Consider the following 24,549-nt stretch of genomic DNA (forward strand, 5'->3'; position numbering starts at 1 on the left):
ACGGGGCGCCCGCACGCTCAGTCCCCCGGCTTGGCCGTCGCCGAGATCCCGCCGTCCACGGGCATCGCGGTGCCGGTCACGAAGGACGCGCGGTCGCTGCACAGCCACGCCGCGGCCTCCGCGATCTCCCGGGGACCGGCCATCCGCTTCTGGATCTGCGGCGCGATGAACGCCTGCTCCAGCTCGGGCATCTGGCGGACGGCCTCCTCGATCATCTCGCTGCGCGTGGTGCCCACGACGAGCGCGTTCACCCGGATCCCGCGCTCCCCGTACTCGGCCGCGGCGGCCCGCGTGATCCCGAGCACCGCGTGCTTGGAGGCGACATAGGGCACGGAGGCGCCGGTCGCGTAACGCCCCGCCGTACTGCTGGTGTTGACGATGGAGCCGCCCCTGCCCGACTCCAGCATCACGGGGAGCTGCCGCTTCATGCAGTTCCACACGCCTCGTACGTTGACGTCCATCGTGCGTTCGTACACCGCATCGTCGGTCTCGTGCAGCACGGTCCCCACGGTGGCGTACCCGGCGTTGTTGAGCGCGCAGTCCAGCCCGCCGAACCGCTCGACCGCCGTCTCGCCGGCCCGCCCGACGTCGTCCGCGACGGTCACGTCCCCCTCGACGGCGACGGCCCTGCCGCCCTGCCCGGTGATCTCCCCGACCACCTCCGCCAGCCGGTCGGCACGCCGCGCCATGAGCACGACGGCCGCCCCCTCCTCCGCGAAGAGCCGCGCGGCGGCGGCCCCGATCCCGCTGGAAGCGCCCGTGATCATCGCCGCGCGCCCGTCGAGCATCCCCACGGCTCTCCCCCTGTCGTTCCCGTGTGCGGTCATCGCACGAGAATAGAGGGACCCTACGACCGGCGGCGGGGCTTTCCGCGCCGCCCGCCGCCGCCCTTGGGACCGCCCCCCTTGGGGCTGCCGCGTCGGGGGGCGGCCTTCTTGTGGGGCGCCGACCTGGACTGCTGGGCGACGGCCTTGCGCGCGGGCTTGTCCTCGGTGGTCTTCGTACGGCCGCGCGTGCTGTTGACCGTGCGGCCGCGGACGATGCCGATGAAGTCCTCGACCATGTCCGTCGTCGCCTCCTCCGGCCACGCCAGCGCGACCTGCGACTGCGGGGCGTCCGTCACGGGACGGTAGGTGAGGTCCTTGCGGTGGTGGAGGCGGGCGAGGGACTGCGGGACGACGAGGACGCCGATCCCGGCCGCCACCAGCTCGACGGCGTCGCCGGTGGTCGCCGGGCGCTCGAACGCGGGCCGCCCGGGCGGCCGCTCCCAGCCCAGGACGTCGTCCAGGGGGTGCAGCACGATCTCGTCGGCCAGCTCGTCGAGCGTGACCTCGTCGGCCGCCGTCACCAGGTGGTCCTTCGGGACGACAACCACGGTGGTCTCGGTCCACAGGGGGATCGCGCTGAAGTACGTACGGTCGACCGGCAGCCGTACGAAGCCCGCGTCCGCGCTCCCCTCGCGCAGCAGGCCGGGGGCCTCGGCGGCGGGGACGGGGACGAGGGCGAGGGGGATGCCGGGGAGGCGCTCCTCCCAGATCCGCACCCACTTCGCGGGCGTCACCCCGGGCACGTAGGCGAGCCGGAACGAGGAGGGCGCCGGGGAGGAGGGGGAGGATGCTGCCGCGTCTGTCACCACGCCAGGCTACCGGCCGTGGTCAGGGGCACCTCATCCGCTCGTTACCCTGGACGCATGACGTCGCACAAGACCTCCCAGACCATGAAGCCCGCGACCGCGGCGAAGAAGCTGGGTGTGTACCTCCAGGCCACCCCCGCCGAGTTCCAGGAGGGTGTCGTCTCGCGCGACGAGCTGAACGCCCTGCAGGCCGATCCGCCCCAGTGGCTCCTCGACCTGCGGCGCGACGGCCCCCACCCGCGTCCGGTCGTCGCGGCGAAGCTGGGCGTCTCGCACGCGGGCCTCGCCCGCGGCGGCGTCACCGAGGCCCTCACCACCGAGCAGATCGACGCGCTCAAGGCGGAGAACCCCGAGTGGCTCCAGAAGGAGCGCGCCACCCAGGCGGAGGTCCGCAAGGAGGCCGCGCGGCTGAAGGAGAAGCGGAAGGCGGAGGCGGACGGCGCCTGACCTCATCCGGTACGGACGAGACCCCGGCGGCACCGTGCCGCCGGGGTCTCGTCCGTCGTACGGGACGTCGGAGGGAATCAGCCGTCCGTGGAGCGGACGGTGCTCATGATCTTCTTCATCTCGGCGTCCGTGAGCGCGTTCGGGACGCCCTGGTCGCCGTAGATCACCCAGCCGTGCATGGTGCCGTCCGGCAGCTTCTGCGCGATGCTGTGCACGACCGCCGTCGGCGGGACGCACTTGCTGGGGCGGTTGGTGACCTTGACCTTGGCGGTCGCCGTGTAGCCGGTGATGCCGCCCTGCTTCCACGGCTTGGCCTTGCTGACCGTGACCTTGGGCTTCTTCTCCTCGCCGCCGTACGCGGCGAAGCCCCAGTTGCCCGCCCAGTTACGGGCGTTCTCCTGGAGCGAGCCCTCCTTGCCGCCGCCGGTCGTGCCGACGGTGGCGAGCTGGCCCTTGCCCGCCTCGCCGAACGCCTTGGGGTTGGGGGCCGAGGCGCAGCCGCCCTCGCGGTAGGTGGCGGCGCCGTTCATGACGACGATCGGCTTGCCGCCCTTGTCCGTGTAGGAGAGGGAGGTGTCCTGGTCGAGGACCTTCCACTTCTCGGCCTTGGGCGGCACGTCGTAGCGGAAGTGGTGCTTCTGCCGGGTCTGTGTCTGCCATCCCTTGATGACGGGCTCCTTGCCCGAGGGGGCCGACGGGGCCGCGGAGCTGGGCTGCTCCTTCGACGCGCCCGACGTGGGCTTCTTCTTCGAGTCCGACGCGCCGGCGCCGGTGTCCGTGTCCTCGTTGCAGCCGCTCAGGGCGAGGACCATGCCGACGCCGACGGCGGCGACGAGTGTCGTCTTCTTACGACGGGACGGGGCGGAACCGTCCGTGCGCCCGGGGCGGGCGTCGTGCTGGGGAGTGTTTGACCAAGACATGATCGACACCCTAAGCGGCCGGGGTCGATTACCAGCCACCCGGTGGCCGTCCCGGCACGAGACCAGGACACGTTCGTGATCGGGCCATGAAGCGCGGCACCCGCCGTCGCCGGAGTCCGGAACTCGTCGGGTGTTCGGATAAACACCGGGCGGGCCAAGAACACTGCATCGAGGTAACTCCCCCGCTCTCCCCGGGCGGAACGGCCTCAACGGCCGCTACGGTTCCCCGAGATCCGCACGAATCGCCATCTCCCCGGCGAAGGAGAGCCCCGCCCGATGACCACTGTGACCGGCCCGGAACCGCGGACGGTTCCGCCCCGGCAGTCCTCCCTTCCGAGCCCTTCAGGGGAGCACGAGCGCGTGTCCGCCGCGCGGCAGAATCGTCACGGCGACGACGGGACCGGGCTCGGCGCGAGCACGGGCGCGGGCGCGGGCGCGGGCGCGGGCAGAGGCAGGGGCATGGGTGCGGGGCGCCGCCGCTCGCGGGGCCGCGCGGGCCGGGGGCGGATCTCCCACAGACGCGGCTAGCGCGCCGCGCGCGGCGACGACGGCCCGGATCCCGGGCCGGGCGAGCATGCCCGCTTCCGGAACAGCCCACCCCCTCCCCTCCCCTCACGTCTCATCAAGGAGCCATGGATGCCTGATCCCGGGGATTCCCCTCTGCCTCCGAACCCGCCCGCACCCGGAGCCGCGACGCCCGTGCGCACCCTGGAGCGGATCCTGGGCGGCCCCAGCGGACTCGGCACGGCGGGCCTGCGCCTGGCCCCGTGCGGAGCGCCGCCGGTGCCCGAGGAGTGCGAACCGGCCGCGGCTGAGGCCGCGACGGACGCGGCTGTCACGGACGGGGCCGTCACAGACAAGGCCGTGACGAACGAGGCCGCGTCGGGCCCGCCCGCCGCGGGCGACCCCGTGCCGGGTCTCTATTACCACCCCGTCCCGGAGCCCGACCCGGTCCGCGTCGAGGAGGTGAGCCGCCGGATCAGGGAGTGGGCGGTCGACGAGGTGCGGGCGGTGCCCCCGGAGTGGGAGGACCAGTTCGACGGGTTCTCCGTCGGCCGGTACATGGTCGCCTGCCATCCGGACGCCCCCACCGTCGACCACCTGATGGTCGCCACCCGGCTGATGGTCGCCGAGAACGCGGTCGACGACTGCTACTGCGAGGACCACGGCGGCTCGCCGGTCGGGCTCGGCAGCCGCCTCCTGCTGGCGCACACCGCGCTCGACCCGGTGCACACGACGAAGGAGTACGAGCCCGCGTGGCTGGACTCGCTCGGCTCCGACGCGCCCCGCCGCGCGTACCGCTCCGCCATGGACTACCTCCTCCGGCAGTCCACCCCCTCCCAGGCCGACCGGTTCCGGCACGACATGGCCCGGCTCCACCTGGGGTACCTGGCGGAGGCCGCGTGGGCCGAGACGGAGCACATGCCGGAGGTGTGGGAGTACCTGGCGATGCGCCAGTTCAACAACTTCCGCCCCTGTCCGACCATCACCGACACCGTCGGCGGCTACGAACTGCCGGCGGACCTGCACGCTCAACCGGCCATGCAGCGGGTCATCGCGCTCGCCTGCAACGCGACCACCCTCGTCAACGACCTGTACTCGTACACCAAGGAGCTGAAGAGCCCGGGCACGCATCTCAACCTGCCCGTGGTGATCGCAGAGCGTGAGGGCGTCTCCGAACGGGACGCCTACCTGAAGGCGGTCGAGGTCCACAACGACCTGATGCACACCTTCGAGGCCGAGGCCGCCGAGCTGGCCGCCGCCTGTCCCGTACCGAGCGTCCAGCGCTTCCTCCGGGGGGTGGCCGCCTGGGTCGACGGCAACCACTACTGGCACCAGACGAACACCTACCGCTACAGCCTGCCCGACTTCTGGTAAGAAATGGATGCACCTGTGACCAGCACCGAGCACACCACCGTCCAGGCCGCCACCGCTTTCATCCCCTCCCCGGCGTCGCCCTACCAGGGGGACATCGCCCGTTACTGGGACCAGGAGGCCAGGCCCGTGAACCTGCGCCTCGGCGATGTCGACGGGCTCTACCACCACCACTACGGGATCGGTGAGATCGACCGTGCCGCGCTCGGCGACTCCGCCGACAGCGAGTACGAGAAGAAGCTGATCGCCGAGCTGCACCGGCTGGAGTCGGCGCAGGCCGAGGTCCTCATGGACCACCTCGGCTCCATCGGGAGCGACGACACGCTCGTCGACGCGGGCTGCGGCCGGGGCGGTTCGATGGTGATGGCCCATCAGCGCTTCGGCTGCCATGTCGAGGGCGTCACCCTGTCGGCCAAGCAGGCCGAGTTCGCCAACCGGCGCGCCCGCGAGCTGCGCATCGACGACCATGTGCGCGCCCGGGTGTGCAACATGCTCGACATGCCGTTCACCACGGGCCAGATCGCGGCCTCGTGGAACAACGAGTCGACGATGTACGTGGATCTGCACGACCTCTTCTCCGAACACTCCCGCGTCCTGGAGGTCGGCGGGCGCTATGTGACCATCACGGGCTGCTGGAACCCGAGGTACGGCCAGCCCTCGAAGTGGGTCTCGCAGATCAACGCGCATTTCGAGTGCAACATCCACTCCCGCCGCGAGTACCTGCGCGCCATGGCCGACAACCGTCTCGTGCCGCAGAGCGTCGTCGACCTGACCGCCGCGACGCTGCCCTACTGGGAGCTGCGGGCCACGTCCTCGCTGGTCACCGGCATCGAGGAGGCGTTCATCAACGCGTACAAGGACGGCTCCTTCCAGTACCTCCTGATCGCGGCCGACCGGGTCTGACCAGCCGCGTCACCGGTCCGCACCACCGTCCGCGCACCGCCCGGCAGCCGCGCACGCTGCCGGGCGGTGCCGTGTCCGCAGGATTCACCTGGTGTCCGTGACCTGTCCCTGTCACGTTTCCCTTGCCAAGATCTTCTGAGCGACGAGGGACGACAAGGAGATCAGGATGCAGGCGCAGGGAATAAGCCGACGCAGGATGCTCGCGGGGGCCGGCGGCGTCGGTACGGCCGTGGCGCTGGGCGCGTTCGGCGTGCAGGCGACGGCGACGGCAGCCGACGGCGGTCCGGAGAAGTTTCCGCTGCCCGACAAGTCCGAGCTGAAGGTGCTCGTGACGGGCGACGCGGGCACCGGCGAGCCCGAGCAGTACGCCGTCGCGGCGGCCGCGCGCAAGCTGTGCGAGGAGCGCGGTGTCGACCTCGCGATCGGGCTCGGCGACAACATCTACGAGAACGGTCCGGAGGAGGACACGGACGACGAGTTCACCACCAAGTTCGAGGAGCCCAACAAGGGCATCGACGTCCCCTGGCTGATGGTCCTCGGCAACCACGACACGAGCGGCATCATCCCCGGCAGCGGCGGCCGTCCCTCGCGCGGCGACCACGAGGTCGCCTACCACCGGCACTCCGCGCGCTGGTACATGCCCGACCGGTACTACTCCGTGGCGGTCCCCGAACGGGCCCCGGTGGCCGAGTTCTTCGGCATCGACACGACGCCGCTCTCCTCGTACGTCCTGCAGACCGACCCCGAGTACCAGTGGGACGGCCCCTTCGCGCGCAAGCAGCGCGAGTGGCTGGCGTCCTCGCTCGCCGCCTCGCGGGCCCGCTGGAAGTTCGTCTTCGCCCACCACCCGCTGCGCAACAACGGCACGCACGGCAACGCGGGCGCGTACGAGGGCATCGAGTGCGGGGACTACCTGAGCGGCAAGCACGTCAAGAAGCTGTACGAGGAAGTGGTGTGCGGCAAGGCCGAGTTCCTGCTCGGCGGGCACGACCACACGCTGCAGATCCTCGACACCGGCGCCGACTACCGGGGCACCCAGCAGATCGTCTGCGGCGCGGCCGCGAAGTCGAAGGGCAAGGCGGCCGAGCCCGAGAACAAGGCGTTCTGGGAGGCGTACGACACGCTCGGCTTCATGATGCTCTCGATCGACGCCGACCGCGTCGTGACGGACGCCTACACCGTCGCCCCGGAGACGGCCGCGTACGAGCACGCCTACCGGCACACGCGGACGACCCGGCTCGCGGGCTGACGCCTACTCCCGGTCCTCCGCCAGGTGCGCGTACTCCGTGCGCAGCCGGCGCTTGAGGATCTTGCCGCTGGGGTTCTTCGGCAGCGTGGTCACCACTGCCGCGTACTTGGGCGCCTTGAAGGGGGCCAGCAGTGCGCGGCAGTGGGCGATCAGCTCGTCGCCGGTCGCGGTGGCGCCGTCGCGCAGGACGACGGCGGCCGTGACCGCCTCGATCCAGTACGGGTGCGGGATGCCGAAGACCGCGGCCTCGGCCACCGCCGGGTGCCGGTGCAGGGCCTCCTCGACCTCGCGCCCGGCGACGTTCTCGCCGCCCGTCTTGATCATGTCCATCTTGCGGTCCACGACGTGGAGGAAGCCGTCCTCGTCGACGACGCCCAGGTCGCCGCTGTGGAACCAGCCGTCGCGGAACGCCTCGGCGGTCTTCTCCTCGTCGTTCCAGTAGCCGAGCATGGCGTGCGGCGAGCGGTGCACGATCTCGCCGACGGTGCCCGTCGGCACGGGCCGGCCCTCGTCGTCGAGGAGCCGCGTCTCGACGTTCAGCGCGGGGCGGCCCGCGGAGCCGGGCTTCGCGGTCTGCTCCTCCGGGCGCAGGACGGTGGCCAGCGGGGACATCTCCGTCTGCCCGTAGAAGTTGGTGAGCCGGACGCCGGGCAGCCGCTCGCCCAGCTCCTTGAGCACCTCCACGGGCATGGGGCTCGCGCCGTAGTAGCCCTTGCGGAGGGACGAGAGGTCGTGGCGGTCGAACTCCGGGCTGCGCAGCAGCGCCACCCACACCGTCGGCGGGCAGAACAGCTTGGTGACGCGCTCCTCCTCGACCGTGCGCAGCACGGTCGCCGGATCGGGCCCGGGGAGGATGACGCTGGTGGCGCCGAGCTGGATGTCCGGCGTGAGGAAGACGTGGAGCTGCGCGCAGTGGTAGAGCGGCAGCGCGTGGATCTCCACGTCTGACGCGCTCATCTCGCCGTCGACGGCGGCCGACGCGTACTGCGCGAGCAGGGCGCGGCTGGAGAGCGTCACGCCCTTGGGGCGGGACTCGGTCCCGGAGGTGTACATGAGCTGCACCGGATCGTCGTCGGCCACGACGGTGCCGGGCGCGGTGGCGTCCGGGTGCCGCTCCCACTCCGCGACGTCCTCCCACCCCTCGGGCCGGGGCCCGCCGCCGAGCCCGATCCAGCCGCGGAGCCGCACCGGGCCCGCGTCGCCGAAGGTGCCCAGGGCCTCCTCGGCGACGGGCACGAGCGCGTCCTCGGCCACGATTCCCCGCGCCCCTGAGTGCCGCAGGATGTAGCCGACCTCCTCGCCGCCGAGCATGAAGTTGACCGGCACGGAGATCGCGCCCAGCCGGGCCAGGGCGAGGTAGAGGACCACGAACTCCCGGCAGTTGTGCGAGAGCAGCGCGATCCGCTCGCCCTTGGCCACGCCCCGTACGGCGAGCGCGTTCGCCGTACGGTTCACGGCCGCGTCCAGCTCCGCGAAGGTCTCCCGGCTCCCCCGCCATACGAGCGCGGTCCTGTCCGGCGTACGGGCGGCCGTGCGCCGCAGCAGGTCTCCGAGCGCGTGGCTGCGGATGAGGGAGTCGTCGTTCATGCGGGGCTCCTCCGGGGCGGGCGGACGCGATCCCCCGAGGTTACGTTCCTCCCCGGCGTTACGGGGCCATCTCGTACGTCCCCGCCAGGGCCTCCACGCGGGACCAGACGCGGGACGCGCGGGCCTCGTCGACGACCGGGCGGCGGACCGCGCCCAGGGCCCAGTGCTGCTGGGCCTCCGTGGCGGAGTCCTTGCCGTGCAGTTCGACGGCGTGCGCGGAGAAGTCCCGTACGAGGACGGCGAACAGTTCGTCGAGCACGTCCTGGTCGAGGCCGGTCAGGCGCGCCTGCTCCAGGATGAGCTGGCCGTGCACGACCAGGGCGAAGAGCTGGCCGACGGCGAGCAGGAGGTCGAGGTCGCGGCTCTGCTCCTCGTCGGGGGCGGCGGTGGTGACGAACTCGCACAGGGCGTCCGCCTGTTCGCGGAACCGGGCGACGTTCGGCACTTCGGCGTACGCGTCGTAGGCGGTGCGCCAGTCGTGGAAGCGGATGGCGCCCAGGCCGCGGGCCGGGCCCTGGCGGAAGAGGAAGTCGTCGTCGGCCGCGTCCTGACGGCTCGGCACGGGGGCGTACTCGGCCGGGTTCAGGAGGTGGTTGCCCATGAACTTGAGGATCAGGGCCAGGTTGACGTGGACCGTGCCCTCCAGCTTCGGCAGGCCGCGGATCTCGACGGCCGCCTGCGCGAAGTAGTTGTCCTTCTCGAAGCCCTTGGCCGCGATGACGTCCCACATGAGGTCGATGACCTTCTCGCCCTCGGTGGTCACCTTCATCTTCGTCATGGGGTTGAAGAGGAGGTAGCGGCGGTCGTCGGGCCCGGCGGAGCGGAAGTAGTCGACGGCGCGGTCGCTGAAGAGCTTCATGCCGACGAGCCGGACGTACGCGTCGGTCAGCTCGCGGCGCACATGCGGGAAGGCGGTGACGGGGCGGCCGTACAGGACACGGCGGTGGGCGTGGGTGACGGCCTCGTACATCGCGTGCTCGCAGATGCCGATCGAGGCGGTGCACAGGTTGAACTTGCCGACGTTGACGGTGTTGAGCGCGGCGTCGAAGGCGGCGCGGCCGGTGTGCAGGATGTCTTCGGCGCGTACCGGATAGTTCTCCAGGCGGAACTCACTGACGTACTTCGACGAGTCCACGACGTTCTTCACCAGGTGGTACGCCTCGTGGCGGCTGTCGGCGGCGAAGAAGACGTAGCCCTCGGGGCCCTCGATGTCGGTGCGGCGGCCGAAGACGGAGACGAGGCCCGCGGCGTTGCCGTTGCCGATGTAGTACTTGGAGCCGCTGGCCCGGAAGCCTTCCCCAAGCTCTCGGCTCCGCTCGAGCAGGGGAGACCCCACTTCGCCGTCGGGCTCCAGGAGCATGTCGGTGGAGTAGATGTCGGCGCCGTGGCTCTTCTCGGAGAGGCCGAAGGCGAACACCTCGCCCTGGTCGAGGAGTTCGGCCGCGCGGGCGCGGGCCGCGGCGTTCTCGCTCTGCCAGACCGGGCCGAGGCCGAGGATCGTGACCTGCCACGCGTACCAGTAGTCGAGCCCGTAGAAGCCGAAGATCTCGTTGAGGGCGGCGATCCGGGCCGTGTCCCATCGCTTGTCCCCTTGCCCCCGGGCGTCCGCCTCCGGGGTCAGGAACGTCGCGAACAGGCCCTCCTTAGCGGAGAACTCCAGGAAGTCGGCCAGCCAGGCGCGGGAGCGGTAGTCCTCGATCAGCTTGCGCTTGCCGCGCGCCTCGAACCAGTCGACGGTCGCGCGCAGCAGCCTGCGGGTCTCGGGGTCGAAGTGCGCCGGGTCGTAGGTCTTCGGGTTGAACAGCAGCGGGTCAGCCATGGAACTCGGCCTTTCGGGGATACGGGTTGAGGGTTCAGCGCTCGGCGGCGATCCGGTGGAGCGTGGCGAGCACGTCGTCCAGCCAGTCGAGGGTCATGCGTTCGTACGCGATGCCGCCGCGCAGCACGACGTGCTGGAGCTCCTGCCCCGCGTCGAGCGTCCCGGGAGCCTCGGGGCCGGTGAAGTCGCGCCGCTCCCCCGCGAGGTAGTGCGCGAGCCGGTCCGCGTGCGCCTGGCGGTGCCGCTCGACCTCGCGGATCAGCGCGGCCGGGTCGTCGAAGGCGGCGCCGCGGATCTTCACGGCCAGCTCGTGCCGGACACTCTCCGGTTCGATGGGCTCGTGGAGCCACCGGGCGAGGGCGTCGCGGCCGGGGGCGGCGACGGAGTACTCCTTCTTGTCCGGCCGTGCCTGCTGCGCCACCTCGCGGGCGCCGATCCAGCCGTCGCCCTCCATGCGTTTGAGGACCCGGTAGATCTGCTGGTGCGTGGCGGCCCAGAAATAGCCGATGGAACGGTCGAAGCGCCGCGCCAGCTCGTAGCCGGAGCCCGGCTTCTCCAACAGCGAGACGAGAATCGCGTGCTCAAGCGCCATGCCCCGCATCCTGCTATGCAACTCGTTGCATAGACAAGCGGCGCCGACGAGCTGAGACGTGGCTCACCCCGGGAGGGGGATCAGGATTCGTCGGGGGCCGTGCCGTGGGTGCTCGGCGGAGTGCTCGGCGGGGCGTTCCGCCGCCGGTGCGCGCCTCTGCGCCGGTACGCCACCACGCCGCCCGCCGCGAGGACCAGCACCGCGACCCCGGCCACGCCGAGGGCCGTCCGCTCGGCGAAGAGGCGCCCCAGCAGCTCCAGCACGCCGATCCCGGCCGTCGCGTAGATCAGCGCCCAGGCCGCTCCTCCGAGGAACAGCGCGGGCAGATAGCGCCGCAGCGGCATGCGCATGCTCCCCGCGAGGAAGTTCGCGGCGGTCTGGAATCCGACGGTCAGGAAGGAGACGGCCACCACCGGCGCGCCCCAGCGCTGGATCGCCCGCTCCACCCGCTGGAACCTCTCGTGCGAGAACCGCTCGGCGAGCCTGCTGCGCCGGGCGCCGGATCCGGCGAGCCACCCGAGGGCGAACGTGCCTCCGGCCCGCAGCAGGACGATGACATAGAGACCGGCGGCCGTGAAGGCGACCTTGTCCACGGCATCTCCGTATCTCACTGCGTCCGCTGCTTCCGGGGCCAGGTTATGCGACCTGGCCCCGGGCCCGCCGACCGGCGCCCCCTCCGGGCGCACGGCGGAGGGCCCGTTGACAAGCGCGCGGCGGCGGGCGGACACTCACCGCCGTCCCGCTGGATACCCCGCAGTCGGCCGCCGAAGGTTCTGGAGCGCTGACCGACATGACCGACACCCCCTTACCCCGACAGGCCGACAGCGTCGGCGACGCCGGCAGCACAGACAGCACCGACGCCGGCATCCCGGACCAGCGGAGCGTCGACGCGGAGATGGCCGCCGTCCGCCCCGGCGGTTCCGCGCATCCCGACCGTGCCTATCGCCCGTACCGCAGCACGTTGCTGCGACACCCCCGGCACTCCCCCGTGCCCGTCCCGGACGGTCCCGACGGTCCCGACGCCGTCGAGCTCACGGGGCCCGTCTTCGGCGTCACCGACGTGCACGCCCTCGACGCCGATCTCACCCGGCAGCACGCGGGCGAGCCGCTGGGTGAGCGGATCACGGTCGCCGGGCGGGTGCTCGACCGCGAAGGGCGGCCCGTACGCGGGCAGTTGGTGGAGATCTGGCAGGCCAATGCCTCGGGGCGGTACGCCCACCAGCTTGACCGGCACCCCGCCCCGCTCGACCCGAACTTCACCGGCGTGGGCCGCTGCCTCACCGACGACCAGGGCCGCTACCGCTTCACGACGATCAGGCCGGGCGCCTATCCGTGGCGCAACCACCGCAACGCCTGGCGGCCCGCACACATCCACTTCTCCGTCTTCGGGACCGCCTTCGCGCAGCGGCTGGTCACGCAGATGTACTTCCCCGGCGACCCCCTCCACCGCCACGACCCGGTCCTCCGGTCGGTCACCGGTGCCGCCGCGCGCGAGCGCCTCGTGGCGGCGTACGACCACGCGCTGTCCCAGCCGGAGTTCTCCCTCGGCTACGCCTGGGACATCGTCCTCGACGGCCCCGCCGCGACCCCGGCCGACGGAGCCGGGAGAGAGGAGCGGCGGCCGTGACCGGTCCCCGGGGCGTGACCCCCTCCCAGACCGTCGGGCCCTTCTACGGTTACGCGCTGCCGTTCGCGCGCGGCGGCGAGATGGCGCCCGTGGGCGATCCGCGCGCCCTCGCCCTGCACGGCTTCGTCCGCGACGGCGCCGGGGCCCCCGTCCCGGACGCGCTCCTGGAGTTCTGGCAGGAGGCGCCGGACGGTTCGCGCGCCGGGGCGCCCGGTTCGCTGCGCCGCGACCCGGTCACCGGCGCGCTCCTCGGGCGCGACGGCACCGCGTTCACCGGGTTCGGCCGGGTGCCCACGGACGCCGACGGCCACTACGCGGTCCGTACGCTGCCGCCGGGGCCCGGCGCGCCGTACCTCGGCGTGATCGTCTTCGCGCGCGGGCTGCTGCGTCACCTCCACACCCGCGCGTACCTCCCCGGGCACCCCGACGACGCGCTGCTCGCCTCGCTCCCGGAGCACCGGCGGGCCACCCTGATCGCCCGGGCGGAACGGGACGCGGTCCACCGCTTCGACATCAGGCTCCAGGGGGACGACACCGAGGAGACGGTCTTCCTTGAATTCCCGTGACCCCGGCCCTGGCCCTGGCCCTGGCCCCGATCATGGCGCCGCCACATACGCCTCCGACGACGCCGCCGACGTCGGTCTCCTCTCCCCCGGCCCCGCGCGCTCGCCCGTGGAGGCGGCGACCGGCGACCGCGCGTTCCTCCAGGCCCTGCTGGACGCCGAGGTGGCGCTCGTCCACGCGCTGGGCGCGCCGGGGGACGTCCGCGGCGAGATCGCCGCGGCGGCCCGCGCCGACCGCTTCGATCCGCGCGCGCTCGCCGGACGGGCGCGCGCCGCGGGAAACCCCGTGGTCCCCCTCGTCGCCGACCTCACCGCCGCCGTGGGTGCGGAGGCGGCGGACTGGGTGCACCGGGGAGCCACGAGCCAGGACATCATGGACACCGCGCTCATGCTCGTCGCGCGCCGCGCGCGGCCCCTGCTCCTCGCGGACCTCGACGCCGCCGGGGCGGCGCTCGCGCGGCTCGCCGCCGCGCACCGGAGCACGCCCATGCCGGGCCGTACGCTCACCCAGCACGCCGTGCCGACCACGTTCGGCCTCAAGGCCGCCGGATGGCGCCATCTGCTGCTCGACGCCAGGGACCGGCTCGCCTCGCTCTCGCTGCCCGCGCAGGCGGGCGGGGCGGCCGGAACACTCGCCGCTTCCGGGGGCGGGCCGGAGCTGCTCGCCGCGTACGCGGCGCGGACCGGGCTGGACGAGCCGCTGCTGCCCTGGCACGTGCTGCGGACGCCCGTCGCCGAGCTGGGAACGGCCCTCGCGCTGGCGGGCGGGGCGCTCGGCAAGCTCGCCGCCGACGTGCTCGTGCTCTCCCGTACCGAGATCGGCGAGGTGACCGAGGGCTCCGGAGGGGGTTCCAGCGCGATGCCGCACAAGGCCAATCCCGTACGCGCGACGCTGATCGCCGCCGCCTCGCGCCGCCTTCCGCAGCACGCCGCCGTGCTGCTGTCCTCGCTCGCGGCCGAGGACGAACGGCCCGCCGGAGCCTGGCACGCGGAGTGGCAGACGGTCCGCGAGGCCCTGCGCCTCGCGGGCGGCGCCGCGCGGGACGCGGCCGAACTCACCGCCGGCCTGTGCGTCCACGAGCACGTCATGCGCGCCCATCTCGGCCTGACGGACGGCCTGATCGTCTCCGAGCGCCTGGTGACGGCCCTCTCACCGGCGCTCGGCCGGGCCGAGGCCCGGCGCGTGCTGACCGGCGCCGCGCGCGACGCCGCCGCCGGAGGCCTGCCGCTCGCGGACGTCCTGACGCGGCTGCCCGTGGTGCGGGACGCGCTCGGCCCCGAGCGGGTACGGGACCTGCTGGACCCTGCCGCGTACGTCGGCGCGGCGCCCGGGCTGACCGACCGCGCGCTGGAACGGGCGGCACGCACGACCCGCACGGCACGCACGGCACGCGCCCGCGCCCGCGCCCGCGAGGAGGGCTGATGCGCCTCCCGCACCATGTCGTGGACGGCCGTACGGAATCCCCGGCGCTGATCCTCGGCCCGTCGCTCGGCACCAGCCTCCGGCTGTGGGAGGCCCAGGTGCCCGCGCTGGCGCGCGGCCTTCGCGTCATCCGCTACGACCTCCCCGGGCACGGCGGGTCCCCGGCGGCGCTGCTGCGGGAGCGTCGGGAGCACACCGTCGCCGCGCTCGGAGACCTCGTCCTCGGGCTGGCGGACGCGCTCGGCGTGGAACGGTTCGCCTACGCGGGCGTGTCGCTGGGCGGCGCGGTCGGCGCCTGGCTCGCCGTGCACCGTCCCGAACGCGTCACGTCGCTCGCCCTGGTGTGCGCGTCGGCCCGGTTCGGCGAGCCCGGCGCGTGGCAGGAGCGGGCCGCGCAGGTCCGCGCGGAGGGGGTCGCGTGGCTCGCCGCGTCCGCGCCGGACCGCTGGTTCGCCCCGGGCTTCGCCGCCACGAAGACCGCGCGGGCGCTGATCGCCGATCAGGCGGCGGTCGCGCCCGACGGCTACGCCGCGTGCTGCGAGGCCCTCGCCGCCTACGACCTCGGCGGCCGCCTGGGCCACATCACCGCGCCCACCCTCGTGATCGCCGGGCGGCAGGACGCGGCCACGCCGCCCGCGCACGCGCGCGAGCTGGCCGACGGCATCGCCCGCTCCACGCTCGTGGAGATCGACGGCGCGGGGCACCTCGCCCCCGCCGAGCGGCCGTCCTCCGTACTGGCCGCGCTGACCGCCCACTTCGGCATCCCCTCCGAGGACCCCTCATGACGGCTCCGTCCCGCACCACCGTCGCAGTCGTCGGCGGCGGCCCCGCCGGGCTGCTGCTCGCCCGGCTGCTGCACCGGTCCGGCATCGACTGCGTGGTCCTGGAGTCCCGCGACCGTACGTACGTCGAGCGGCGGCAGCGGGCCGGGATCCTGGAGCAGGGCACCGTCGACGCGCTGCGTGCGTGCGGGGCCGCCGAGCGCCTGGACCGCGAGGGCCTGGTCCACGACGGCGTGGAGCTGCGCTGGGGGCGGCGCGGCCACCGGTTCGACTTCCCCTCCCTCACCGGCGGACGCAGGGTCTGGGTGTACGCCCAGACCGAGGTCGTCAAGGACCTCGTCGCCCTCCAACTGGCCGACGGCGCCCCGCTGCTGTTCGACGCCGAGGTCACCGGGGTGACGGGCGCGGACGCCGGGCGGCCCGTCGTCCACTACACCCACGAGGGCCTGCCGCACACCCTCGCCTGCGACTACGTGGCGGGCTGCGACGGCTCGCACGGTGTCGTCCGCCGGGCGATCCCGCGCGGGCGGCTGCGGACGTACGAGCGGGTGTACCCGTACTCGTGGTTCGGGATCCTCGCCGAGGCGCCGCCGTCCGGCGACGAGCTGGTCTACGCCCATTCCCCGCGCGGCTTCGCGCTGCACAGCATGCGCTCGCCCTCGGTGAGCCGGCTCTATCTCCAGGTCCCCAACGGCACCGACCCCGCCGCCTGGAGCGAGGAGGAGATCTGGGACGAGCTGGAGGCGCGCCTCGCCGTCGAGGGGGGCCGGAAGCTCAACCGTGGCCCCGTCACCCAGCGGGCCGTGCTGCCCCTGCGCGGCTCCGTCACCGAACCGATGCGCTGGGGACCGGTCCTGCTCGCGGGCGACGCCGCGCACCTCGTGCCCCCGACCGGCGCCAAGGGTCTCAACCTGGCCGTGTCCGACGTCGTCCTCCTCGCCCGGGCCCTGGCCGAGCGGGCGGCCACGGGGACGGCTGCCGCTCTCGACGCGTACTCGTCCGCGTGTCTGGAGCGGGTGTGGAGGGCGCAGCACTTCTCGTGGTTCATGACGACGGCCCTGCACACGGAGCCCGGCCAGAGCCCGTTCGACACCCGGCTCCAGCTCGCGCGGCTCGACCGGCTCGCGTCCTCCCCGCACGCGGCGGCGGAGCTGGCGGCGAACTACACGGGCCTGCCGCTGACCTGATGCCACCCCATGGTCTCCCTGACCGGCACCGCCCCCGAACGGGTACGGGCGAGCGGCGCCGGTGTCCGGCCGTGCTCAAGGAGCGCCCCGTGACGGCCCGTTCCACCGCGCGGATCTCCGCGATACAACGGACCGTATGACATCCCTCAGCGAGGTCCGCGGCGCGGCCCGCTTCCCCCGCCGGTTCCGGGAGGCCGAGGAGCGCGGGCGCAGGATCGCCCGTGGGATCTTCCTCTTCGCCGACATCGGCAAGGACGTCGACGAGGCCCTGATGGAGCGGCTGGGGGACGCGCTCCTGCGGCGCGACGAGCTGGGCGCGCGGCTCGCCGGAGCCATGCGGCTCCCGGCGGGGGACCCGGGACGGGTGACGCACGCGCAGCTCGGCAGGGCGCTGCGCGCGGCCCCGGAGATGCCCCGCGACCTGCCGCCCGCGCTGCGGGAGTTCGTCGGCCACGCGCTGACCGTGCCCGACTGGGTGGACCGGGACCGGATCGAGCGGGGCGCCGCGGCCTACCGGTACCTCGGCCGCAACAGCGGCGACGTGCTCACCCTGCTCTCCCTCATCGGCGGCTACCGCTTCGGCGGGCCCGCCGATCTGCTCGTGCTCACCGGCGGCCTGTCCGGCGGGACCACGCTGCGCCGCCTCGGGGAGACGAGCACCTGGTCGCACGCCGTCACCCGGGCCGGGGGCCTGCGCCCCGGCGCCGAGGGCTGGCGCCTCACCGTCCATGTGCGTGCCATGCACGCCCTGGTGAACGCCCGCTTCGAGCCGCGCTGGGACACCGGGCGCTGGGGATACCCGATCAACCAGGCCGACCAGGCGGGCACACTCGGGCTCTTCGACGCGACCGTGATCGTCGGCTGTCTCGGGCTCGGCGTCCGGCTGACCCGCGCGCAGCGCGACGACCTCATGCATCTGTGGCGGTACGTGGGCCACCTGATGGGCGTCGCGCCGGAGTGGCTGACGGACGTGGAGGACGTCCGGCACCGCTGGAACTACCACGTCCTGCTGAGCGCCGCCGGGCAGACCCGGGCGGGCCGGGAGCTGGCCCGGCTGACGCTGGACGCCCAGGCCGAGCGCTCGTTCGGGCACCGCGTGCCCGCCGTCGAGCGGCTCCACCAGCGGTACGAGCGGGCCCGCCAGGCGAGCCTCCTCAGCGCCTTCATGGGCAGGGAGGGCATGCGCGATCTGGGGCTGCGCCGCCGCTTCCCCTGGGCGCTCCTGCTCTCGCTGGCGGGCAACACGGTCCGGTACCGGCTCCTCGGCGTCCTGCCCGGTGGCCGGGAGCGGCTGGAGGCGCGCGGCGCACGGGCGCAGGAGCGGCTGCTCGCCTCGATGTTCCACGGCGGCCCCGCCGCCGTGGGCCGCCTGCCGGAGGCGCGCCGGGACTGAACCGGCCGGGGCTCACCGGCCCCCTGGCAGAAATGGCCAGCGCGTCCCGCGTGGAGGGTCGCTCCGCGCGGGACGCGCGTTCGCTGAGAGTAGAGGCACCTCTGCGTGCCCGGCCATGGACGGATGTCACACGTTCGACGTCCCGGCTTCTGACAGATGTACGAAGGCGGGGCGTTCCCCGTCGCCGCGTCCCCGCTCGACTCCTGCCGGGCCCCGGCACCCCGGGATTGAACCACGATCCACTTCGCCCCGTTGTCACCTCCCGTGCGGCGGCCCTCCCGTGAGGGCCGCCGCTTGCGGGAACGACGACCAGGGATGCGGGGGGACAGTGCACATCTCGTTTCTGATCTTCAGCGCCTACGGCATGGGCGGCACGGTACGGACCACCTTCAATCTGGCTCAGGCGCTCGCCGAGCAGCACGAGGTGGAGATCGTGTCGGTCTTCCGCTACCGCGACAAGCCGTTCTTCGAGCTGTCCCGGGACGTACGGCTGACGTCCCTGGTCGACATGCGCCGCCACAGACCGACGTACGACGGGGCCGATCCCGAGCACGCGCTGCCCGCGCGGGTCTTCCCCGTCGCGGACGGCCAGTACGCGCGGCACAGCGCGCTGACGGACCGCCGGATCGGCGCCCACCTGGCCCGTACGGACGCCGACGTCGTCGTCGGCACCCGGCCCGGGCTCAATGTGCACGTGGCCCGGCAGACGCGCCGCGGCCCGGTGCGCATGGGGCAGGAGCACCTCACGCTCGCCACGCACTCGCCGCGGATGAAGCGCCTGCTGCGCCGCACCTATCCACGGCTGGACGCGCTCACGACGGTCACCGAGGCCGACGCGCGGGACTACCGCGCCACCCTGCGGCTGCCCGGCGTACGCGTGGAGGCACTGCCCAACAGCGTGCCCGCGCCGGTCGTCGCGCCCTCGGACGGCGGCAACAAGTGGGTGATCGCCGCGGGCAGGCTCGCCCCCGCCAAGCGGTACGACGTGCTGATCCGCGCCTTCGCCGAGGTCGTCCGCGAACGGCCCGACTGGGGCCTGCGCATCTACGGGCACGGCCGCGAGCAGCACAGGCTGCGGGCCCTCGTCGACGAACTCGGCCTCTACAACCACGTCTTCCTGATGGGCCCGGCGAACCCCATCGAGGCCGAGTGGGTCAAAGGCGCGGTCTGCGCCGTCACATCGAGCCTCGAATCCTTCGGCATGACGATCGTCGAGGCGATGCGGTGCGGCCTTCCGGTCGTGGCCACGGACTGCCCGCACGGCCCCGGAGAGATCATCCGCGACGGCGAGGACGGCCTCCTGGCCCCCACGGGTGACGTGCGCGCGATCTCCGGCGCGCTGCTCCGCCTCATCGACGACGAGAAGCTGCGCGCGCGGATGAGCCGGGCGGCGCTCGCCTCTTCGGCCCGCTTCGACCCCGCGCACGTGGCGGCGCGTTACGAGGATCTGCTGACCTCGCTGACGAACCGCCGGGCCGGCTCGCTGCGCCGGGCCCGCGGCGCCCTGCTGAGCGGGACGTACGCCGCGCGCCAGACCGTGCGGTCGGGTGTGGGCTACGCGCGTCGAAAGGTGGCCGCATGAGCAGGATCTCCCTCGACGCGCGCACGCCGGGGGCGCCGCGACCGCCGCGCGTGATCGCCGCGTCCCCCTTCGTCCCCGCTCCCCCGGCTCCGGCACCCACCCCGCTCGTCCCCGCTCCCGGCACTCCTGGCCCGTACGCCGACTGCACGGCCGACGGTGCCGGAGGGCTCGTCCTCGACGTGCCGGGACCCGGCGGTTCCGGGGGCGGTGGGGCCTGCGGGGCCGACGGCGGGGCCGTACTGCTCCGGAAGCGCCATGGCCGCGGTGCGGGCGCCTCGCTCCGGCTGCCGCTCACCGCCACCGCCGACGGCGCCCTGCGCGCCGTCCTGCCCGGGACCACCCGGCTGCGGGAGGGGCGCTGGGACGTCTACCTCGCGCTGCCGGACGACGTGCCGCGGCGGCTGCTGCCCGGCGTGTGCGACCTGCGCACTCTCGCGGGCGCCGCACCCGGCGACGGCGGTGGCGACGACCTCGACCTCGACCTCGACCCGCGCTCCAGGCTGAACGTACGGATCCCGTACACCACGAAGCACGGCAACCTCTCGATCCGTGCCTGGCTCCGGTATCCGCACGCCGAGGCGGGGGCGCTGCTCCTCGACGACGGCGCGCTGGTGCTGCGCGGCAGGGTGTACGGCACGCGGCTCGCCGCGACCGCGCGGCTGGAGGCGCGTTCCCGGGACGCCTCCGTGCCCCCCGTGCGCGTGCCGGTGCGCGCGTCCCCCGGCCCCCCGGACCGGGGCTTCTGCGCCGCGCTGCTCTTCGACGCGCTGCTGCCCGGAGGTCCGGGAGACCGGGTGCGGGACCTGTGGCTGCGCCCGTCAGAGGAGGGGGAGCCGGTCCGCGTCGGGCGGATCCTGGACGACGTCCCGGACAAGAAGCAGATCTTCGCCTATCCGGCACGGCACGTGGAGGGCCCCGAGGGCGCGGTCCACGCGGTGCGGCCGTACTACACGGTGAACAACAACCTCTCGGTCCGCGTGAGCGACGAGGGCCGTCAGCCCGGCGCCGCGCGGGCGGGGAACGGACGGGTCAGTGGTGCGTGACGAGTACGGCTACGACGGCGAGTACGACGACGATTACGGCGGGCGCCGCGCGCGCCGCCGCGCCCACCGGCGCACGAGGACGCGGCGCAAGCGGGTGTTCGCCTGGTCGGGCGGCTTCCTGACGACGCTGGTGCTCGGGACCGCGGGCGCGGGGCTGTGGGTGTACCGGCACCTCGACGGGAACATCACCTCCGCCGACCTGGACCAGCACCTCGGCGGGAACCGCCCCCAGAAACTGGCTTCCCGGTCGATGAACATCCTGGTCGTGGGGTCGGACAGCCGCGCGGGCGCGAACGCGAAGTACGGCAAGGGCATGCGGACCATGCAGTCCGACACGCTCATGGTCGTGCACCTGTCCGCCGACCGGAAGTGGGCGACGGTGATGTCGCTGCCGCGCGACTCCTACGTCCGTATCCCGTCCTGCGACCGGGGCGACGGGACGACGTCGGCGCCGCACTCCTTCAAGATCAACGAGTCGTTCGCGATAGGCGGCAGCAAGGGCGACATCTCGCGCGCGGCGGCCTGCACGATCAAGACCGTCGAGGCGAACACCGGACTGCGCATGGACCACTTCATGTCCCTCGACTTCCAGGGCTTCAAGGGCATGGTCAACGCCCTCGGCGGCGTCGAGGTCTGTCCGAAGGAGCCGATCCACGACGCGAAGGCCCACCTCGACATGGAGCCGGGGTGCCAGACCGTGCGGGACGAGAAGGCCCTGGGCTACGTCCGTTCGCGCTACAGCATGGGCGACGGCTCCGACCTGGGCCGCATAGGCCGCCAGCAGGAGTTCATGCGGGCCCTCGCCGAGAAGGCGCGGAAGAAGGTGACCAGCCCGGACGAGCTGTACGGGTTCCTCGACGAGACGACCAAGTCGCTGACCACGGACAAGGACCTCGCCGGGCTCAAGCCGCTCTACAACCTCGCGAACGAGGTGAAGGGCATTCCGAAGGACCGGCTCACCTTCCTGACCGTGCCCAACTACCCGCGCCAGGCCGACGTCCCGTCGGACAAGGCCAACGTGGTGTGGCAGTACCCGCAGGCCGCCGGGCTGTTCGACAAGCTCGCGCACGACAAGGAGGTCGACAAGGAGCAGTTGGAGGCCTCCTCGAAGGACCCCGTGCCCACCCGTTCCGTCCGTGTCCGAGTCCTCGACGGCACGGGAACGGGCGGGCGCGCGGCCGAGGCCGCCGAGGACCTCAGGGAGCTGGGCTTCACGGTGGCCTCGACCGGCGACGCGCCCGAGCCGGTGCGCCGGACGACGGTCGGCTACCCGGACGCGCTGCGGCGTTCCGCCGAGGTCCTCGCCGCGCGCCTGCCGTACGCCGCGGAGCGGGGCGGCGAGCAGGCCGGGGCGGGGACGGTGACGCTCACCGTGGGGCCGGACTACAAGAGCCCGCGCTGACCGGCGCGGGGAACACAGGGGGACTGACGTCATGCGAGAGACCCGTACGGCCGCCCCGGCCGGAGGGATACCCGTCATCGCGCCGTGGCCGGCCACGCGTCCGGTGCGGATGCCGGGGCGGCGCGAGGCCACCACGACGGGCACCACGGTGGACCATCTGACCGCGACCTACCGCACGCACTACACCTCGCTGCTCAGGCTCGCGGCGCTGCTGCTCGACGACACCGCCTCGTGCGAGGACGTCGTCCAGGAGGCGTTCATCCGGGTCCACTCGGCCCGCACGCGCGTGAGAGACCCCGAGAAGGTTTCCGCGTATCTGCGGCAGACCGTCGTGAACCTCTCCCGTGCCGCGCTGCGCCACCGCATCCGCAGGCTGAAGCTGCTCTCCAAGCCGATGCCGGACATGGCCAGCGCCGAGGAGGGGGCCTGCGACCGGCTCGAACGGGACCGGCTGGTCGAGGCCCTGCGCGACCTCCAGCGGCGCCAGCGGGAGGTGCTGGTGCTGCGCTACTTCGCGGACATGTCGGAGTCCGAGGTCGCCGAGACGCTCGGGATCTCGCGGGGCGCCGCGAAGGCGTACGCCTCACGCGGCATCGCCGCCCTCCGTACAGCCATGGAGGCGGCCGGCTGACCGGCGCGCCCCCGTGTCCGTCATCGGGAGGGCGGCGGGGGCGGCGGAGGGGGTGGCGGGCCGAACGGGTCCATGGCGTCGACCTGCGGCGCCTCCTTCGCGCGGTGCGACCCCGGCTTGCAGCCCGCGAACGGCCCGGCGGGGTCCCGCAGGACGCCCATCACGGGACCCATGTAGTCGCGGTGCCAGTTGGCGGGCCCGCACATCCCGCCGTCCGGGCCCGTCAGCTCGCCCCAGGCGAGCCACAGCCCGTGGAGCTGGGCGACGGCCTCCGGGTGGTCCCACCAGCGGGAGCACCAGGGGGCGGTGGAGGTGATCTCCCTGCCGTAGACAGGCAGCAGCACATGGTGGGTCCAGAGCGTCAACTGCCGCAGCTCATTGGCGTATTCGGCGCCCTTCTTGTAGAGGATGAACAGCGGCGCCGACTCCGGCGCCGCCTGCTCCCCGGACGATCCGGAGGCCTCGGGTGCCTCGGAGGCCTCGGGTGCTTCGGGGGCTTCGGGTGCTTCGGGGGCTTCCGTGGACATGGCTCTCCCGCTCTCTCGACGGCCGCAGCGCGCCCGCTGCACGCATGACACGTGCGCACGCCGGGTCCGGTTCACTTCCGCCCCCACCAGGTCGCGGGCGGAAGTGAACCGAAGGCGCGGCCGCCCCGTTGGCTGTCGGCAGAAGCGCCCCCTGGCGCCGCGCGCGGAAGGAGAACCCCCTTGGAGTCCCCCAGTCCCCGGATACACGAGGCCGACGCCCTGCGCGGGTTCGCGCTGCTGGGGATCCTGCTGGTCAACGCCCGGACCATGGCGGGGCCCGGGCTCGTTCCCGGCGGCGGGCCGTGGGCCTCGTGGGCGGACGAAGCGGCCGACTGGCTGATCACGGCGCTGGTCAGCACCAAGTTCTATCTGCTCTTCTCGTTCCTGTTCGGGTACAGCTTCACGCTCCAGGAGCGCTCGGCCCGGCGCGCGGGCGCGTCCTTCGCCGCCCGGCATCTGCGGCGGCTGAGCTGCCTGTTCGCGCTGGGGATCGCCCACGGGGTGCTGCTCTTCCCCGGCGACATCCTGATGGTCTACGGGGCGCTGAGCCTCCCCCTGTTCGCCGCCCGGGGCCTCGCTCCGCGCACGGCGGTCCGCCGCGCGGCCTGGCTCGTCGCCGGGACCGCCGCGTGCCTGCTGACCTGGGGCCTGCTCACCGTCGCGCTGGCCGGGCCCGTCGATCCCCGGGACGCGGCGGCCGCCGCGGCGACGGCACGCGAGACGACCGCGGCCTACACGGGCGGCCCCGGCTCGGTCGTCCGGGCCAATCTGGGCGAACTGCGCGCCGTCCTCGGCTGGAACGTCCTGTACGGCGCCGACATCTTCGCGGGCTTCCTGCTGGGACTCGCCGCCGGACGGTGCGGGCTGCTCGCCGGCACGGAGCGGCACCGCGCGCGGATGGTGCGGACCGTCCGCCGCTGGCTGCCCCTCGGGCTCGCGGGCGGCGTCTTCATGGCTGTCTGCCGCAACGGCCCGCTGGACGCGCGCTGGTACGACGTGGGCTCCGCCGTCGGCGTGCTCACCGCCCCGGCGCTGACCGCCTCGTACGCCTGCGGCCTGCTGCTCCTGCTGCGCACACGTCCGGGGCGCCGGATCGCCGGTGCCCTGACCGCGGCGGGCCGCCTGGCGCTGACCCACTACCTCACGCAGTCCCTGGTGCTGGCGCTGGTCTTCACCGGGTACGGGCTGGCCCGGTACGGCGGTCACGGCACGGCGGCGGTGACCGCCGGGTGCCTCGTGCTGTACGCGGGCCAGCTCGCGGCCGGACGCCTGCTGATACGCCGCTACCGGTACGGGCCCGCCGAGTGGCTGCTGCGTACGGCTACGCTCGCCCGCCGCCCCTGACCGCGCTCGGAGCGGCGCCC

23 protein-coding genes are annotated in these 24,549 nt (G+C 73.4%); 15 read left to right on the forward strand and 8 right to left on the reverse strand.

The genetic code is table 11. The annotated features are described in order from the left end of the window. Positions 1–17: 17 nt before the first annotated feature. Both ABD343_RS05945 and ABD343_RS05950 read right to left on the reverse strand, forming a co-directional pair. A complete protein-coding gene (locus ABD343_RS05945; RefSeq protein WP_344524792.1) occupies positions 18–827 on the reverse strand; it encodes an SDR family NAD(P)-dependent oxidoreductase in 810 nt (269 codons plus the stop codon). Positions 828–847: 20 nt separating this feature from the next. Further along, complete coding sequence (locus ABD343_RS05950; RefSeq protein ID WP_344524794.1) at positions 848–1,633, reverse strand: LysR family substrate-binding domain-containing protein; 786 nt, start codon at positions 1,631–1,633, stop codon at positions 848–850. A gap of 57 nt (positions 1,634–1,690) precedes the next feature. On the opposite strand from ABD343_RS05950, the gene ABD343_RS05955 reads away from it, so the two are divergent. Then, the gene (locus ABD343_RS05955; RefSeq protein WP_344524796.1) at positions 1,691–2,080 is read left to right on the forward strand and encodes a DUF5997 family protein; all 390 of its coding nucleotides are present in this window, start codon (positions 1,691–1,693) and stop codon (positions 2,078–2,080) included. A gap of 77 nt (positions 2,081–2,157) precedes the next feature. On the opposite strand, the gene ABD343_RS05960 is transcribed toward ABD343_RS05955, so the two are convergent. Beyond that, the gene (locus ABD343_RS05960; protein WP_344524797.1) at positions 2,158–3,000 is read right to left on the reverse strand and encodes a DUF8017 domain-containing protein; all 843 of its coding nucleotides are present in this window, start codon (positions 2,998–3,000) and stop codon (positions 2,158–2,160) included. Between the two features lie 621 nt (positions 3,001–3,621). Here ABD343_RS05960 and ABD343_RS05965 point away from each other — a divergent pair. From ABD343_RS05965 to ABD343_RS05975, 3 genes are all read left to right on the forward strand, one after another. Then, positions 3,622–4,878 carry a family 2 encapsulin nanocompartment cargo protein terpene cyclase gene (locus tag ABD343_RS05965; protein ID WP_344525561.1) on the forward strand — a complete coding sequence of 419 codons (1,257 nt, stop codon included), beginning with the start codon at positions 3,622–3,624 and terminating at the stop codon, positions 4,876–4,878. A gap of 3 nt (positions 4,879–4,881) precedes the next feature. Further along, the gene (locus ABD343_RS05970; RefSeq protein WP_344524799.1) at positions 4,882–5,778 is read left to right on the forward strand and encodes a geranyl diphosphate 2-C-methyltransferase; all 897 of its coding nucleotides are present in this window, start codon (positions 4,882–4,884) and stop codon (positions 5,776–5,778) included. 166 nt (positions 5,779–5,944) lie between these two features. Further along, complete coding sequence (locus ABD343_RS05975) at positions 5,945–7,027, forward strand: metallophosphoesterase (RefSeq protein ID WP_344524801.1); 1,083 nt, start codon at positions 5,945–5,947, stop codon at positions 7,025–7,027. A gap of 3 nt (positions 7,028–7,030) precedes the next feature. Here the strand turns inward: ABD343_RS05975 and ABD343_RS05980 are convergent, their stop codons facing one another. From ABD343_RS05980 to ABD343_RS05995, 4 genes are all read right to left on the reverse strand, one after another. After that, entirely contained in the window at positions 7,031–8,614 is a 1,584-nt protein-coding gene (locus ABD343_RS05980; protein WP_344524803.1) for an acyl-CoA synthetase, read from the reverse strand. Positions 8,615–8,672: 58 nt separating this feature from the next. After that, entirely contained in the window at positions 8,673–10,433 is a 1,761-nt protein-coding gene (locus ABD343_RS05985) for an acyl-CoA dehydrogenase family protein (protein WP_344524805.1), read from the reverse strand. Between the two features lie 34 nt (positions 10,434–10,467). Beyond that, positions 10,468–11,025 (reverse strand): PadR family transcriptional regulator, encoded by a 558-nt coding sequence (locus tag ABD343_RS05990; RefSeq protein ID WP_344524807.1) that lies wholly within the window; start codon positions 11,023–11,025, stop codon positions 10,468–10,470. An 80-nt stretch (positions 11,026–11,105) separates the two neighbouring features. Further along, on the reverse strand, positions 11,106–11,618 hold the full coding sequence (locus ABD343_RS05995) for a DedA family protein (RefSeq protein ID WP_344525563.1): 513 nt from the start codon (positions 11,616–11,618) through the stop codon (positions 11,106–11,108). A 302-nt stretch (positions 11,619–11,920) separates the two neighbouring features. Here ABD343_RS05995 and pcaH point away from each other — a divergent pair, with 302 nt between their 5' ends. From pcaH to ABD343_RS06045, 10 genes are all read left to right on the forward strand, one after another. Further along, on the forward strand, positions 11,921–12,652 hold the full coding sequence (gene pcaH / locus ABD343_RS06000; protein WP_425578118.1) for a protocatechuate 3,4-dioxygenase subunit beta: 732 nt from the start codon (positions 11,921–11,923) through the stop codon (positions 12,650–12,652). Next, complete coding sequence (pcaG, locus tag ABD343_RS06005; RefSeq protein WP_344524811.1) at positions 12,649–13,218, forward strand: protocatechuate 3,4-dioxygenase subunit alpha; 570 nt, start codon at positions 12,649–12,651, stop codon at positions 13,216–13,218. The genes pcaH and pcaG overlap by 4 nt, the downstream gene beginning before the upstream one ends. After that, complete coding sequence (gene pcaB, locus ABD343_RS06010; RefSeq protein ID WP_425578104.1) at positions 13,205–14,638, forward strand: 3-carboxy-cis,cis-muconate cycloisomerase; 1,434 nt, start codon at positions 13,205–13,207, stop codon at positions 14,636–14,638. The genes pcaG and pcaB overlap by 14 nt, the downstream gene beginning before the upstream one ends. After that, complete coding sequence (pcaD, locus tag ABD343_RS06015; RefSeq protein ID WP_344524813.1) at positions 14,638–15,423, forward strand: 3-oxoadipate enol-lactonase; 786 nt, start codon at positions 14,638–14,640, stop codon at positions 15,421–15,423. Before pcaB ends, pcaD begins: the two co-directional genes overlap by 1 nt. Then, positions 15,420–16,607: a 4-hydroxybenzoate 3-monooxygenase gene (locus ABD343_RS06020; protein ID WP_344524815.1), complete on the forward strand. Its 1,188-nt coding sequence runs from the start codon at positions 15,420–15,422 to the stop codon at positions 16,605–16,607. The genes pcaD and ABD343_RS06020 overlap by 4 nt, the downstream gene beginning before the upstream one ends. Before the next feature lie 136 nt (positions 16,608–16,743). Next, positions 16,744–18,000, forward strand: a complete 1,257-nt coding sequence (locus ABD343_RS06025) for an oxygenase MpaB family protein (RefSeq protein ID WP_344524817.1) — start codon at positions 16,744–16,746, stop codon at positions 17,998–18,000. A gap of 328 nt (positions 18,001–18,328) precedes the next feature. Then, positions 18,329–19,582: a glycosyltransferase family 4 protein gene (locus ABD343_RS06030; RefSeq protein ID WP_344524819.1), complete on the forward strand. Its 1,254-nt coding sequence runs from the start codon at positions 18,329–18,331 to the stop codon at positions 19,580–19,582. Continuing rightward, entirely contained in the window at positions 19,579–20,625 is a 1,047-nt protein-coding gene (locus tag ABD343_RS06035) for a hypothetical protein (protein ID WP_344524821.1), read from the forward strand. The genes ABD343_RS06030 and ABD343_RS06035 overlap by 4 nt, the downstream gene beginning before the upstream one ends. After that, positions 20,618–22,027, forward strand: coding sequence for an LCP family protein (locus tag ABD343_RS06040; RefSeq protein WP_486387846.1), 1,410 nt, complete (start codon positions 20,618–20,620; stop codon positions 22,025–22,027). The genes ABD343_RS06035 and ABD343_RS06040 overlap by 8 nt, the downstream gene beginning before the upstream one ends. Before the next feature lie 31 nt (positions 22,028–22,058). After that, positions 22,059–22,658 (forward strand): SigE family RNA polymerase sigma factor, encoded by a 600-nt coding sequence (locus ABD343_RS06045; RefSeq protein WP_344524823.1) that lies wholly within the window; start codon positions 22,059–22,061, stop codon positions 22,656–22,658. A gap of 20 nt (positions 22,659–22,678) precedes the next feature. On the opposite strand, the gene ABD343_RS06050 is transcribed toward ABD343_RS06045, so the two are convergent. Next, positions 22,679–23,185: a DUF4913 domain-containing protein gene (locus ABD343_RS06050; RefSeq protein ID WP_344524825.1), complete on the reverse strand. Its 507-nt coding sequence runs from the start codon at positions 23,183–23,185 to the stop codon at positions 22,679–22,681. 180 nt (positions 23,186–23,365) lie between these two features. Between ABD343_RS06050 and ABD343_RS06055 the strand changes: the two genes are divergently transcribed. Further along, positions 23,366–24,529 (forward strand): DUF418 domain-containing protein, encoded by a 1,164-nt coding sequence (locus ABD343_RS06055; RefSeq protein ID WP_344524827.1) that lies wholly within the window; start codon positions 23,366–23,368, stop codon positions 24,527–24,529. The last annotated feature ends 20 nt before the right edge of the window (positions 24,530–24,549 follow it).

The organism is Streptomyces albiaxialis (assembly GCF_039530985.1).
GTDB classification, from domain to species: Bacteria; Actinomycetota; Actinomycetes; order Streptomycetales; family Streptomycetaceae; genus Streptomyces; species Streptomyces albiaxialis.